A 13,415-nucleotide genomic window follows, 5' to 3' on the forward strand; every position below is an offset into this window, starting at 1 on the left:
ATTGACTTCACGGTGAATTATATGAACATAATTGAATCAAAAGAAATTACTTATAAATATCCTGATGGAACCAAAGCCCTAAACAAAATAAATTTCAGTGTGGAAAAAGGGAAGATGGTGGCATTATTAGGGCCAAATGGTGCAGGCAAATCAACACTTTTCTTACATTTCAATGGAATTCTTAAACCTAACTCTGGGCAAATTAACATAGAACAAGAACCACTAAAATATAACAAGAATGGTCTTAATAAAGTTAGACAAAAAGTAGGAATAGTGTTTCAAAACCCTGACGATCAATTATTTGCACCTACAGTTGTAGAAGATGTAGCTTTTGGTCCACTTAATATGGGTTTATCCCGAGAAGAAGTTGATAAAAGAGTTTCTGATGCCTTAGAAAAAGTAGGGATGTCGGGTTATAACGATAAAGCCCCTCACCATCTCAGTGGAGGACAGAAAAAAAGAGTGGCTATTGCAGGAATACTAGCCATGGGGCCTGAAATAATGGTTTTAGACGAACCCACATCGGGTTTAGATCCTAAAGGAGCATCACTCATTTTAAAATTACTTTACAATCTCAATGAAGAGGGTATGACAATTATTATATCCACACATGACGTGGATATGGTTCCATTATATGCTGATAAAATATATATCATCAGCGATGGAGAAATCATAAAACAGGGAAACCCCCACGAAGTTTTTGAAGATGTTCAAACAATTAGAAAAGCTAATTTAAGACTTCCAAGAATTGCACATCTTATGGAAATACTCAAAAAAGAAGACAGTTTATCATTTTCCAATGAATATCCTTTAACTATTGGTGAAGCACGAAAAAGTGTGGTTGAATTTATAAAAAATGAGGATAGACAAGAATGAATTAAATGAATCATGTTTGAGTTTAATAATAAATTTTAATTAGATTATTCTCGGTGAAAAAATGAAAAAAATAGGTATATGCGATACCACTTTTGCCCGTTATGATATGGGTGCTGCTGCAATTGATGAGATAAAAAAACAAGTAGGTAATATAAAAATTATAAGAAGCACTGTTCCCGGTGTTAAGGACCTACCAGTGGCTGCTAAAAAGTTAATTGAAGAAGAAAACTGTGAAATAGTATTAGCACTTGGAATGCCCGGGCCGGAAGAAAAAGATAAAGTTTGTGCCCATGAAGCATCGACTGGCCTTATAAGTGCCCAACTAATGACCAATACACATATATTGGAAGTTTTTGTTCATGAAGATGAAGAACATAATTCTAAAGAACTGAAAAAATTAGCTGAAAACAGAGCCCGGGAGCATGCTCAAAACTTAGTTAAACTATTATTTAAACCAGAAAAACTGCTTCGTGAAGCAGGAATGGGTATGCGTGAAGGAAAACCAGACGTAGGTCCTCTTTAGTTAATGGTTATTAAATAATAATGTGAATTTTATTTTAAAATTGATAAAATAGTGGAGATAATTTTATGGTAAAAATAATTGGAATCATAGGTAGTCCCCGGATTGGAGGCAATACTGCTTTTTTAGTTGAAAAAGCAATGCAATCTGCTGAAGAAAATGGGGCTGAAACCGAAATTATTCAGTTAGGTAAATCTAATATTAACCCCTGCATTGCATGTAATAAATGTAAAGAAACTGGAAACTGTTCCATAGACGATGATATGGAATCTATTCTCGAAAATTTAAGTTCTGCAGAGGGCATAATTATTGGAAGTCCTGTTTATTTTGGTAATGTGACTGCTCAGACTAAAATGTTTATAGATCGTTCCCGTCCTTTACGAGCAGGATTCCAGCTTAAAAATAAAGTAGGTGGCGCAATATCTGTAGGAGCATCACGAAATGGAGGTCAAGAAACTACATGTGCAGCAATCCACGACTTTTTATTGATTCATGATGCTATCATAGTAAGTGATGGGGCACCTACAGCACATTACGGTGCTACTGGAGTAGGTGGTGGAAAAAATGATTGTCAAACCGACGAAGCTGGAATTGAAACTGCTAAAAATCTTGGGAAACGCGTATGTGAGTTGGCAATAAAACTAGATTCATAAACATTATTTATTCTTTATTATTTGCAAAAATACGATATACGGGGCAGATCATGCTTGATAGAAGCAAAGAGAAAATATTCATAATAGTTCCCGCCTACAACGAAGAAAAAACTGTGAAGTCCGTTATAAAAGAACTATGTGAAATGGGTTATAAGGTGTTATTAATAGATGACGGATCGCAGGATAAAACTTATTCCCTTGGAAAAAGTATGCAAAATGAATACTCCGATCAAATATTAATTTACCAGCACGTTATAAACCGTGGATTAGGCGCAGCTCTGAAAACAGGTATGGATGCTGCAGCAATTAATGGAGCAGATTTTATCGTTACCTTTGATGCAGATGGCCAGCATGATCATAAGGATATAGAAAACATTTGTAAGCCTCTGATAACAGGAGAAGCAGATGTGGTTATTGGTAAAAGAAATTTTAAAGACATGCCCATTACCAGAAATCTAGGAAATTATGGGATGAATATCATTACAATGATATTTTATGGTATTTATGTTAATGACTCCCAATCAGGACTTAGAGGATTTACTGTAAGCTCAACAAAACTTTTAAAACTTCATTCCAGAGGATACGGCGTATCTTCAGAGATTATAAGTGAAGTTAAAAAGAACAACTTAAAATTAAAAGAAGTTCCCATAAAAACCATATACACCGATTATACCATATCCAAAGGGACCAATACCACAGTTGCTTTGAAAATATTATTCAAAATGATTATGGATATTCTAAAAAAAGTTTAAAAAATAATTTCTTTAATTAAAGGTGATAAAATGATAATCCAACCTATAGGGATAATAATCGGAATACTCGGCATAGTCATAGTCATTTTTAGATTCAGAGAAGGTAAAAGCTCATTAGGAATGCTAGGATTTTGGTTGACCTTGTGGTTATTAATTATAGGCGTGTCCATATATCCAGAATCAACTACTTTTTTCGCCAATTTATTCGGAATAGGTAGAGGGCTTGATTTAATCTTGATATTAGGATTAATTGGTTGTTACTATCTTATATTCAAAATTTATACTCTAATTGAGCAAGTTGAAGGTGAAATAACTGAACTTGTACGCCAAATTGCTATAAAAAATGAAAATTTAAAAGTTGATGATTCTGAAAATTCAAAAATTCAGTTATCTAATAAAAATAAGGATTGAATGAAGCAATACATTATTATTCTACCATTAAAGAATTAAAATTATTTTATTAATCAACTTAGCGGGTTAAAGATGAAAATTTGTATTATAACTGAATATTTCCCTCAAAGTGAAAATTTTGAGATTAAAGGAGGAGCCGAAGGGTGTGCATTTAATGAATCATATCAATTATCTAAAAATCACGACATAATTGTTTTAACATCTAAAGAAAAAAACGTGGCTTCAGAATATGAAATTAACGGAATAAAAGTTATTTGTTGTGGTAAAAACCGTTCTTATGTCCAGGCAGGCTCATTTCTTAATAGATTATATTTTATGAAAGATGCCTACAAAATAGGTAAAACACTGGATATCGATTTAGTAATTGGTTACAATTTTATAACTCATCCCGTGGCCTGGAAAGTTTCTCAAAAATTAAATATTCCGTCAGTGGCCCGTTACCACGATATGTGGATTGGAAAGTGGTTTAAAAATATGGGAATCACCGGATTATTTGGGGAAATACTGGAAAGATACAATTTATCCAGGGATTTTGATTTGATAGTCTCGGTCTCACAATATACTCAAAAAAAATTAGAAAAATACTTTCCAAAAGAAAAAATAGCGGTAGTGCCAAATATAGTGGATTTTCCCCCAGTGAAAGCCGAAAAATTCAAAAAACCCACTATTTCCTGTGTGGCCAGATTAGTAGAATATAAAAAGATAGATGATTTAATTCGTGCCATGAATATTCTAATTAAAGAATTTCCAGATTTACAATGTAAAATCGTAGGCACCGGCCCCCTGGAAAATAGGCACAAAACCCTCACTAAAGAATTAAAAATCGAAAAAAATGTGCATTTTTGCGGTTTTATTGAAAAACACAACGATGTGTTGAAAATTATAAAAGGATCCAGTATTTTTTGTCTTCCAAGTATCGTTGAAGGCTTTGGGATTGTGATTGTTGAAGCTATGGGTTGTAATGTTCCTTTTGTAGCTGCAGAAATACCTCCAGTAATGGAAGCTAGTGGAAAAAAAGGCGGTCTATTTTTTAAAGGTGAAGACTGGAAAGATCTTGCAGAGAAGATAAAATACCTTCTTCAAAATCCCGAAATATATAAGGAACTTCAAAATGAAGGATATGTCCAATCCCAAAAATATAAAGGAGAAAATATCGCCCAGGAACTGGAAACATTATATCTTCAATTAATCGAAAAAAAAGAAGAGAAATTAAATAAATTTTGCAGTTTTAAAAATAAATAACTCTATCCTAGCTGCTATTCTCCAATAGATATAAAATAAGAAATATATGATGTCGAAATTAATAATATAATTGAGATAAAAAATATATTTAGAGTTAATGGATAGGCTAATTAATGAAAATGATATACTTTAAGGGCTGTGTAGCCCGTGAAAAAGAAAAATCCATATCCGAAGCTACGGAAAGTATACTGAATAAAGCTGAAGTGGACTATTCTATTTTAAATGATGAAATATGTTGTGGTTCTGTTCTTCTACGTACTGGTTCTATAGAAGAAGCATATAGCCAAATCAAGAAAAATCTAAAAAAAATAGAAGGTCATAAAATATTAGTATCATGTGCTGGTTGTTATAAAACACTAACCCAAGATTATAATGAAATTACCGGTGCAAAACTGGATGTTATTCACACTTCACAACTATTTAGAGATTTAATTGATTCAGATAAACTTAAAATTAAGAAATCTGGTTTGAAAATAACTTATCACGACCCCTGTCATTTAGGAAGGCATTGCAATGAATATGATTCTCCACGGGATGTCCTAAATTCTTTTTCCAATTTAATTGAAATGGAGCATAATAAAGAGTATAGTAAATGCTGTGGTGCTGGTGGTGGAGTTAAGTCTGCTTATCCCGATCTTGCCAATACTATTTCTAATGAAAGAATGAAAGAAGCTGAGAAAGCGGATGTATCTATTTTAGTAACCTCTTGCCCATTTTGTAAGTTAAATTTAGAGTTTACAAATAAATTAGATGTCTATGACCTTTCAGAATTTATTTTACAATTTCTGGAGGATTAATATGGATAAAAAAGAACTGAAAACCATGCGAAGTTCATTCCAGAAATTAGATGAAAGAAGAATAGAAATACTGCATGACCCTCGCATTCACAGTTTAATGGAAAAAGTCTCGAAAATAAGGAAAGATTCTATAGATAATATGGAAGAACTCCTGGAAATATCAAAAATCAAATTCCAAGATAACGGTATCGAATTTACTTATGCTGAAACTGCTGAAGATGCGAGAAATATAATTTACCAACTGGTTAAAGGTTATTCCATAATTGCCAAATCCAAATCTAATACTGTTGGAGAAATAGGTCTTTCGCAGTTTTTAAAAGAAAAAGATATTGATATTGTAGAAACAGACCTGGGAGATAGAATAGTTCAGCTTAATTATAAAGATCAACGACCAGCACACCCCATAGGTCCTGCTTTACATTTAAATATTGATAAAATAGCCGAAATTATTCATGATACCCTTGGTGTGGAAGTTGAAGCTGAACCACGAGCCATTATGGAATTAATAAAACAAGATGTCTTAAAAGAACTGGAGTTATGTTCTGTGGGGATTACTGGGGCAAATTCAGTTGCGGCTGAAGATGGATCATTAATTATAGTACATAACGAGGGAAATATCAGTCTACTTTCCATGATGGATACTCATATCATTGTAGTTGGAATAGATAAATTGGTTCCCACTATAGAAGACGCAATTTCTGTAGTTAAATTAGAAACAGCTTATGCCACAGGCACTTATTTGCCATCATATATGAACATTATTTCAGGACCTTCTAAAACTGCAGATATTGAAAAAAGGCTCCTTAAAGATATGTACGGTGCTAAAAAAGTTATTGTGGTTATGATTGATAACGGCCGTAGCAAAGCTTTAAAAGAATGTTTATGGTGTATTGGTTGTGGTAGCTGTATTGTAGCATGCCCCGTTTACAATGCTGTAGGGAATGAATTCGGTTTTAGAGGATATTTAGGTGGTAGGGGAACTGCTATAAGCAAATTTCTGGAAAGTGATGAATCCAGTTATAATAACGGACTTTTTATGTGTACTCTTTGTGGTTTATGTACCCTAGAATGTCCAGTAAGCACTCCTACTTCAGATATAATAGAAAAATTGCGTTTTTCAGTTCAAAAATCAGGTTTTTATCCAAAAATTCATACCCAAATTAGTGAAAATATAAAAAAAGAAGGTAGCCCCTTTAAAAAGGAATAGTACGAAAATAAGAATAATGTATTAAATTTTTTATAATTAAATAATATTTTCAGGACATAATAATGAAAAAAGAGTGATAATGGTAAAAGTTTTTATATTCTGATTTCTTATATATTTAAAAAATACTAATTATTTTAAATAGATTTTTAGTATATTGCATCCAATATGAACTAAACTTCTTATTCTACAAGAAGGAAGAATTTAAATTGAGTTGCTAGTTACTGTTTGATTATTATCAATATATCAATAAAATATTGAATATCAGTTAAATTTTCTAAATAGAAGGTTAATATAGGAGGTAATGAATTGCTTCTATTAATAAGTCCAATAAACACAGAGGAAGCACAGGAAGCCATTGAGGGCGGTGCAGATATTGTCGATGTTAAAAATCCAAAAGAAGGATCATTAGGTGCTAATTTTCCATGGATAATAAAAAGTATTAGAGAAATGACCCCAGAAAATATGTTAGTTAGTGCAACATTAGGAGATGTTCCATACAAACCCGGAACTGTTTCACTAGCAGCCATGGGTGCTTTAGTCTCTGGAGCAGATTACATTAAAGTTGGGCTGTATGGTACCAGAAACTATGAAGAAGCTGTAGAAGTAATGAAAAATGTGGTAAAAACTGTAAAAGAAACCAATCCTGATGCAATTGTTGTGGCTTCTGGATATGCTGATGCTCATCGAGTAGGGGCAGTTGACCCTATGGAAATACCTAAAGTAGCAGCAGATGCTGGAGCAGATTTAGCCATGTTAGATACTGCAGTGAAAGATGGTAAAACATTGTTTGATTTTATGGATTTAGAAAAACTCGCTGAATTTGTCAATAAAACACATGGCTATGGATTAAAATCAGCACTGGCAGGTTCTGTTAAAAGAGATCAATTAAAACCCCTTTACAATATAAACTGTGATGTTGTTGGAGTTAGGGGGGCAGCATGTACTGGTGGGGATCGCAACACTGGAAAAATACATCGAAGTGCTGTTGCTGAACTAAAACAAATGATAAATGAATTTGAATGAAAAGATAAACTTTTCATAGTTTAGTTCATATTATTATATTATCAAAATTACAGCTTAATATCTAAAAATTCTAGAAATAATTTTTGATATTAAGATTTACATATTAAATTAAAGAGGAAAAGTGTTTTTATGTATTCTAAAAAGTTAAAAGAGGCAGAAATTGGATATACTTTCGATGATTTTTTGTTAATGCCCCGTCCATCGGAAGTAGAATCAAAAGACGTGGCTACTAAAAGTCGAGTCTCTAGAAATTATGAAATTAATGTACCTATCATTAGTTCTGCCATGGATACTGTAACTGAATATGAAATGGCAATAGCACTGGCTCAAGAAGGTGGCCTAGGTGTAATCCATCGAAATATGAGTATTAAACAGCAGGTTGAACAGGTCAAAAAAGTTAAAAGATCCGGCGATATGACTATCCGAGATGTGATAACTATCAGCCCTGATTCTTCATTACGAGAAGCTCATCAAATAATGGATCAAGAAGAAGTCAGTGGACTGCCTGTAGTTGAAAATGAAGAGGTAGTGGGTATTATAAGCCGAAGGGATATAAAGCCTATTCTTAATTCTGAAGCACAGAAAAAAGTAAAAGAAATAATGACCTCGGAAGTAGTTACTGTCAATGAATCAACTACCCCTACTGAAGCCATGGACATTGCTTACGAAAATAAGGTGGAAAGGCTCCCCGTTGTTAGAGATGGCAAAATAGTGGGAATTGTAACTATAAAAGACATACTTGAACGTAAAAAATATCCAAATGCTTCTAGAGATGAAAAAGGAAGGTTTGTTGTTGCAGCTGCTACAGGACCTTTTGATTTAGATCGTGCCATGGCCCTTGATGAAGCCGGAGCTGAAATAATTGCTATAGATAGTGCACACGGCCACAACCTTAATCTAGTCAAATCCTCAAAAACCATAAAAGAGAATATAAATGCCGATCTTCTGGTTGGAAATATTGCAACTAAAGAAGCTGCTGAAGACTTAATTGCACAGGGCGTGGATGGTCTTAAAGTAGGAATTGGTCCCGGATCAATGTGTACCACGAGAATAATTGCAGGAGTAGGTGTTCCCCAATTAACAGCAATATCTGAAGTCGCTGAAGTTGCATCAGAATATGGTGTTCCTGTAATTGCAGATGGTGGCTTAAGGTACTCTGGAGATGTTGCTAAAGCTATTGCTGTAGGTGCAGATGTAGTAATGATGGGTAACCTTTTAGCAGGAACTTATGAAGCCCCAGGCGAAGTAGTTGTAATGAACGGGCGAAAATATAAGCAATATCGTGGAATGGGATCATTAGGTGCTATGACTGGAGGTATTGGTGCTGGAACAGATAGATACTTCCAGGAAGTCAAAGGTCCAATGAAGCACACTAAATTAGTACCTGAAGGAGTAGAAGGAGTGGTCCCTTACAGAGGCACAGTTAGTGAAGTGATATTCCAATTAGTTGGTGGGCTTAGAGCTTCCATGGGTTACTGTGGTGCGGAAAATATTGCTGCAATGAAAGAAAAAGCCAAATTAGTGAGAATTACCTCTAGTGGTATTAAAGAAAGCCACCCACACGACCTTTTAATCACTAATGAAAGTCCTAACTACCCTACTTTAGAATAATAATATTTGAATGCTTTAAAAAATTAAGGCATTCCAAAACTATTTTTTAAAACTAAATGATTTTTTTCTTTTTATAAAAAACTAAAATATATTTTATTTTATAAAAATAATTATAAGTAAAAAATTCAAGAAGGTATTTTTATATCAAAAAATTCTTTTAAGTCCTGCATTATCCTATGTGGCGGGATGAGTACTAGGATGGGGCAAGATAAAGGACAAATGTTATTTAATGAAAAGCCCATGATTATAAATATCCTAGAAACTGTTGAAAATCATGCAGATGAAGTTGTTCTTGTTTTAAGAGATGAGAAACAGATTAATATTTATAAAAGTATTATTGAAAAATATGAATCTAATAAATTGGGATTTAATTTAAAAATAGTAAAAGATGAAATTAAAAATCAGGGACCATTAATAGGAATAATTACTGGTTTAAAATATGTTAAATCAGATTATGCTCTTGTTTTACCTTGTGATTCTCCATTAATTTCTGCGGTTTTTGTTGAAAATATTTTTAATGCTATTGAAAAATCCAAAGAATATCATGATACAGTAGTTCCAAAATGGGATTCGGGAGATATTGAACCATTGCACTCCATTTATCCTCAAAAAAGTCAAGAACTAGTAAAATCATTACTTTCAAATGGAAAAAAAGATGTTAAATCCCTCATAAAATTATTAAATGTTTATTTTATAAAAGTTGAAAAATTAGATCCATCAAAAAGCAGTTTTAAAAATTTTAACAACCCTAAAGATATTGAAAAATATTTAAAATAAATTAGCTAAACAAAAAAAAAAATGAAGTTAGAAACCTCAAATTCAAAGAAGGTGTTTTCTAAGAAGCTGTCCTTCACTATCATAGATATCCACTTGTAATGGTGAGCTACCATCAATAGCATGAGTTGCACAGGAAAGACATGGGTCATATGCTCTCACAATCATTTCTAATCTGTTTTTAAAACCTTCTGAAACATCCTCACCTTGAATCATTGCTTTAGCTGTTTCACGGACACCTATGTCCATAGAAAGATTGTTTTGCCCAGTTGAAACAATAAGATTTGCCCGGTTTATAAATCCTGCACCATCAGTCTCATAGTCATGGATTAAAATTCCTCTGGTGGCTTCAATCATTCCCACTCCTCTTTTTGTTTCACTAGATTGTTTAGCTTCTTCTTTAGTCATTAAAGAACCGCTTAGTCCCTGACGTATATCAGTGCCAGTTATACTGTCATCCTCTAATAATTGAACAGCTCTTTCTGCGGCGTACATTAACTCAATTAAACGAGCATAGTGGTATAAAAGAGGATTTTGTGCAATTCCATATGCGTCTTTGTATTCAGCAAAGAGTTCTGAAGCTTTTTCAGTGGGTATCGTTCCCGCTACATTTAAACGAGCAAGCGGGCCAACACGATAATTTCCATCAGGGAATCCTAATTGTTTCAAGTAGGGGAATTTCAAATAAGACCACGGTTGAACTTTTTCCTCAATATAATCTAGATAATCATTGGCTGCAAATTCATAGACTGCACCACCAGATTTATCAATTATTTTAGCAGGACCATCGTAAAATTCTATACCATCCCCATTAGTTAATGCACCAAAGTGGGTTTCAATAGTACCCAATGCTTCAACAGCTTCACTATATTGCTCAAATAATGGTTTAGCTACTTCAACCCCTTTTTCTATAAGATTTATTGCTTCTTTTGCTCTCGGAAGTAGTTTATTTACATCATCACTGGTGAGGCCTTTTGATTGACCTCCAGGAATAGCAGTAACTGGACTTATAGGTTTTCCACCCACTACTCCAGTAATTTCTTGTCCAATTTTTCTAGTATTTATGGCCATCATTGCCAGATCAGGGTTGCTTTTTAAAATACCAATAACATTTCTCATAGCTGGATCTGAGTCGGGACCCATTACTAAATCAGGTGCACCGAGGAAATAAAAATGCAAAGAGTGGGAGTGTATATATTGACCCAATAGCATTAATTCTCTCAATTTTTTAGCGGTTTCCGGAGGTTCCAAACCAAAAACTTGATCCGTTGCTTTAGCTGCAGCTAAATGATGAGCTGTTTGACATATTCCACATATTCTAGGAGTAATTCGAGGCGCTTCCTCAACTGCTGCCCCTTCCAGGAATTTTTCAAACCCCCTGATTTCCATTACATGGAAGTGAGCATCTGATACATTTCCAGCATCATCTACCTGCACAGTTATCTTTGCATGACCCTCTATTCTGGTAACTGGACTAATTTCAATCTGTTTCATAATATCACCTTTTTCAAGACTTCACTTTTTCACCAGTTGAGGAATCAGCGACACCTGTTTATCCTCCATAATAGTACTTCCTATAACAAATCCATAGACCACATGCCCAATATCATAAAGTTGTTTTTCAACATCCTTTTCAGGCATTTTAGATATGTGAGCAATCCTTTTAATTACTCCATTGTAAATATCGTGACTTGGTTCTCTTATAACGTCTAAAGAAGGTCCCCCACAACCATGACATGGTACTCCTGCTTCAGTGCATAAACCACCGCATCTCCCAAGCGTTACAGAACCTAAACAAACATATCCCTGACTCAGGAAACATTTGCCTGGTTCAGGATCTCCTTCAACTCGTCGATATATTTTATCATTTTCAATATGTTCCATCTCACGTTGACAATCCGCACAAACACTTTTTTTAGGGACATCCGGCGCCTCATCATTGATTAAAGGTATTAATATATCATGAGTAAGTTGCTCTTTAGGCGGACAACCTGGAATAAATCCATCAATTTCAGTAAAATCAGCTGCAGGGTGTACAATGCTTAAAAGTTCAGGTACTACTTCATTTGGAAGTTCAGATGGTACTGTGCTTGGGTTATCAGAATAGGTTCTAGAAGTAACCTCTTCTGAAGTATATAAATCGGCCATTCCAGTTATTCCACCATAACAGGCACAAGTCCCATATGCAATTAATATCTTTGATTTTTCTCGAAGTTCTTCCAGCCTTTCCTGGTTTTCTTCATTACGTACTGATCCTGAAACAATAGCAATGTCTATACCCTCAGGAACCTCTTTAACATCCATCAATACAGGAGCATATACAATTTCAGCTTGATCAAGTAATTTAACAAGATCTTCATGAAGATCCAATATTGATATTTCACAGCCTGCACAACTAGCCAGTGCTTCAAGTGCAATTTTTACCATTATTTTCCACCCCATTTGATGGTTAAAGTTTTAAGACATGCATTGGATCCTACATGATCTATATCAAGTTTACCTTTAATACTCATTACTTCTTCGACTGCTCCCACCATATAACCATACAATAAGTAACATAACGGTCCTTTTTGAGGCAGCCCAGTTCTCCTTAAAGTTTGTCTAACTACACAATCCATAAAAAGAAGTTTTACTACAGTTTCATCACCTTTTTCGATGGTATAACTTTCCTGGTTAGATGGTTTCCACATTTCAAAAAAGAATTCCACACCTAAAATCTCACTTAACTCCTGCATGGCTTTTTCTAAATCATCTGTTTTATCCACTAATTTACCAGCATCGTGCCCCATCCTTTTACCTGCCTGGTATACAATGGCATTAGCTCCCCTACCTGAAACTTGCTCTAAAGCACTGGACATAGACCCTACAAACTTCATTAACACGTGTAAAGCTTCTTCATAATCATTGATGTCCCCACCAGTTTCTTTAGGAATTAATTCAGGCTTGAATGTCCCTTTGACCTCTTCTATCTGCATATCCATTTTATCCCCTCAGATGATTTTTTCTAAAACATCATTTACTTTTCGATCTATGTACAGCCTTTTTGCAACGTGTATATCATGATGTTCCATAGCCTGTGCTGGGCAAATCTCGTGACATGAAAGACACGCCATGCAGTCATCTGCATTAATTACTTCGGTCTTCCATTTTTCTTCATTCATTTTATACACGTCGTTGGGACAGTCATCCACACATGAACCACACCCCACACATGCATCTTCATCTATTCGGATTTCAACCATTTTTTTCCCTCTTTCCCTTTTTATCCATAGTTCCTACAATCTAAAACTCAATTATAGACAAAATTTCTCGCAAAAATTTTATCTGAAAATTCATTTTATTAATATGTGTCGCCACTACACATTAATTTAACATTAATATTCGTAATTATAATGATTATTTCTTACTATTAAACATTAATTATTAGTACATGTCATAAAATAAGTATTACACGATTATATACTATCAAAATCAGCTTATTAAGACATTAAAATTAATTTAAATATTAATTAATGATATTTATTCTATTTTAAAAATAAAAAATATCCA

General features: G+C 34.0%; 15 protein-coding genes. 11 read left to right on the plus strand and 4 right to left on the minus strand.

The window, feature by feature from the left end:
• The first annotated feature begins 21 nt into the window (after positions 1-21).
• The 11 genes from MXE27_RS10610 to MXE27_RS10660 all read left to right on the plus strand — a co-directional run bounded on the left by MXE27_RS10610 (position 22) and on the right by MXE27_RS10660 (position 9,869).
• Positions 22-876, plus strand: a complete 855-nt coding sequence (locus MXE27_RS10610; RefSeq protein WP_248612414.1) for an ATP-binding cassette domain-containing protein — start codon at positions 22-24, stop codon at positions 874-876.
• Positions 877-937: 61 nt separating this feature from the next.
• Positions 938-1,399 (plus strand): riboflavin synthase, encoded by a 462-nt coding sequence (ribC, locus tag MXE27_RS10615; protein ID WP_248612415.1) that lies wholly within the window; start codon positions 938-940, stop codon positions 1,397-1,399.
• A 65-nt stretch (positions 1,400-1,464) separates the two neighbouring features.
• Positions 1,465-2,049: a flavodoxin family protein gene (locus MXE27_RS10620; protein WP_248612416.1), complete on the plus strand. Its 585-nt coding sequence runs from the start codon at positions 1,465-1,467 to the stop codon at positions 2,047-2,049.
• Between the two features lie 50 nt (positions 2,050-2,099).
• Positions 2,100-2,801 carry a glycosyltransferase family 2 protein gene (locus MXE27_RS10625; protein WP_248612417.1) on the plus strand — a complete coding sequence of 234 codons (702 nt, stop codon included), beginning with the start codon at positions 2,100-2,102 and terminating at the stop codon, positions 2,799-2,801.
• 30 nt (positions 2,802-2,831) lie between these two features.
• Positions 2,832-3,212, plus strand: a complete 381-nt coding sequence (locus MXE27_RS10630) for a DUF2304 domain-containing protein (RefSeq protein ID WP_248612418.1) — start codon at positions 2,832-2,834, stop codon at positions 3,210-3,212.
• A 72-nt stretch (positions 3,213-3,284) separates the two neighbouring features.
• Complete coding sequence (locus MXE27_RS10635; RefSeq protein ID WP_248612419.1) at positions 3,285-4,454, plus strand: glycosyltransferase family 4 protein; 1,170 nt, start codon at positions 3,285-3,287, stop codon at positions 4,452-4,454.
• Positions 4,455-4,573: 119 nt separating this feature from the next.
• Positions 4,574-5,251 (plus strand): (Fe-S)-binding protein, encoded by a 678-nt coding sequence (locus MXE27_RS10640; RefSeq protein ID WP_248612420.1) that lies wholly within the window; start codon positions 4,574-4,576, stop codon positions 5,249-5,251.
• A 1-nt stretch (position 5,252) separates the two neighbouring features.
• The gene (locus MXE27_RS10645; RefSeq protein ID WP_248612421.1) at positions 5,253-6,458 is read left to right on the plus strand and encodes an LUD domain-containing protein; all 1,206 of its coding nucleotides are present in this window, start codon (positions 5,253-5,255) and stop codon (positions 6,456-6,458) included.
• Between the two features lie 306 nt (positions 6,459-6,764).
• Entirely contained in the window at positions 6,765-7,481 is a 717-nt protein-coding gene (locus MXE27_RS10650) for a (5-formylfuran-3-yl)methyl phosphate synthase (protein WP_248612422.1), read from the plus strand.
• Between the two features lie 129 nt (positions 7,482-7,610).
• Positions 7,611-9,092 (plus strand): IMP dehydrogenase, encoded by a 1,482-nt coding sequence (gene guaB / locus MXE27_RS10655; RefSeq protein WP_248612423.1) that lies wholly within the window; start codon positions 7,611-7,613, stop codon positions 9,090-9,092.
• A 171-nt stretch (positions 9,093-9,263) separates the two neighbouring features.
• Positions 9,264-9,869 carry a molybdenum cofactor guanylyltransferase gene (locus MXE27_RS10660; RefSeq protein WP_342766005.1) on the plus strand — a complete coding sequence of 202 codons (606 nt, stop codon included), beginning with the start codon at positions 9,264-9,266 and terminating at the stop codon, positions 9,867-9,869.
• 42 nt (positions 9,870-9,911) lie between these two features.
• On the opposite strand, the gene MXE27_RS10665 is transcribed toward MXE27_RS10660, so the two are convergent.
• The 4 genes from MXE27_RS10665 to MXE27_RS10680 are packed head-to-tail and all read right to left on the minus strand — an operon-like array spanning position 9,912 to position 13,108.
• Positions 9,912-11,360 carry a Ni/Fe hydrogenase subunit alpha gene (locus MXE27_RS10665; protein ID WP_248612425.1) on the minus strand — a complete coding sequence of 483 codons (1,449 nt, stop codon included), beginning with the start codon at positions 11,358-11,360 and terminating at the stop codon, positions 9,912-9,914.
• A gap of 21 nt (positions 11,361-11,381) precedes the next feature.
• On the minus strand, positions 11,382-12,293 hold the full coding sequence (locus MXE27_RS10670; protein WP_248612426.1) for an NADH-quinone oxidoreductase subunit B family protein: 912 nt from the start codon (positions 12,291-12,293) through the stop codon (positions 11,382-11,384).
• Positions 12,293-12,847, minus strand: a complete 555-nt coding sequence (locus tag MXE27_RS10675; protein WP_248612427.1) for a translation initiation factor eIF-2B alpha/beta/delta subunit family protein — start codon at positions 12,845-12,847, stop codon at positions 12,293-12,295. Before MXE27_RS10675 ends, MXE27_RS10670 begins: the two co-directional genes overlap by 1 nt.
• Before the next feature lie 9 nt (positions 12,848-12,856).
• Positions 12,857-13,108 (minus strand): 4Fe-4S dicluster domain-containing protein, encoded by a 252-nt coding sequence (locus MXE27_RS10680; RefSeq protein ID WP_248612428.1) that lies wholly within the window; start codon positions 13,106-13,108, stop codon positions 12,857-12,859.
• Positions 13,109-13,415: the final 307 nt, after the last annotated feature.

This window comes from Methanobacterium alcaliphilum (assembly GCF_023227715.1).
Lineage (GTDB): Archaea > Methanobacteriota > Methanobacteria > Methanobacteriales > Methanobacteriaceae > Methanobacterium_E > Methanobacterium_E alcaliphilum.

What these genes read in the sequence shown, in the direction of transcription:
- MXE27_RS10610 (WP_248612414.1), top strand. Translation starts at nt 22, where the DNA reads ATGAACATAATTGAATCAAAAGAAATTACTTATAAATATCCTGATGGA.
- ribC (WP_248612415.1), top strand. Translation starts at nt 938, where the DNA reads ATGAAAAAAATAGGTATATGCGATACCACTTTTGCCCGTTATGATATG.
- MXE27_RS10620 (WP_248612416.1), top strand. Translation starts at nt 1,465, where the DNA reads ATGGTAAAAATAATTGGAATCATAGGTAGTCCCCGGATTGGAGGCAAT.
- MXE27_RS10625 (WP_248612417.1), top strand. Translation starts at nt 2,100, where the DNA reads ATGCTTGATAGAAGCAAAGAGAAAATATTCATAATAGTTCCCGCCTAC.
- MXE27_RS10630 (WP_248612418.1), top strand. Translation starts at nt 2,832, where the DNA reads ATGATAATCCAACCTATAGGGATAATAATCGGAATACTCGGCATAGTC.
- MXE27_RS10635 (WP_248612419.1), top strand. Translation starts at nt 3,285, where the DNA reads ATGAAAATTTGTATTATAACTGAATATTTCCCTCAAAGTGAAAATTTT.
- MXE27_RS10640 (WP_248612420.1), top strand. Translation starts at nt 4,574, where the DNA reads ATGATATACTTTAAGGGCTGTGTAGCCCGTGAAAAAGAAAAATCCATA.
- MXE27_RS10645 (WP_248612421.1), top strand. Translation starts at nt 5,253, where the DNA reads ATGGATAAAAAAGAACTGAAAACCATGCGAAGTTCATTCCAGAAATTA.
- guaB (WP_248612423.1), top strand. Translation starts at nt 7,611, where the DNA reads ATGTATTCTAAAAAGTTAAAAGAGGCAGAAATTGGATATACTTTCGAT.
- MXE27_RS10665 (WP_248612425.1), bottom strand. Translation starts at nt 11,360, where the DNA reads ATGAAACAGATTGAAATTAGTCCAGTTACCAGAATAGAGGGTCATGCA.
- MXE27_RS10670 (WP_248612426.1), bottom strand. Translation starts at nt 12,293, where the DNA reads ATGGTAAAAATTGCACTTGAAGCACTGGCTAGTTGTGCAGGCTGTGAA.
- MXE27_RS10675 (WP_248612427.1), bottom strand. Translation starts at nt 12,847, where the DNA reads ATGGATATGCAGATAGAAGAGGTCAAAGGGACATTCAAGCCTGAATTA.
- MXE27_RS10680 (WP_248612428.1), bottom strand. Translation starts at nt 13,108, where the DNA reads ATGGTTGAAATCCGAATAGATGAAGATGCATGTGTGGGGTGTGGTTCA.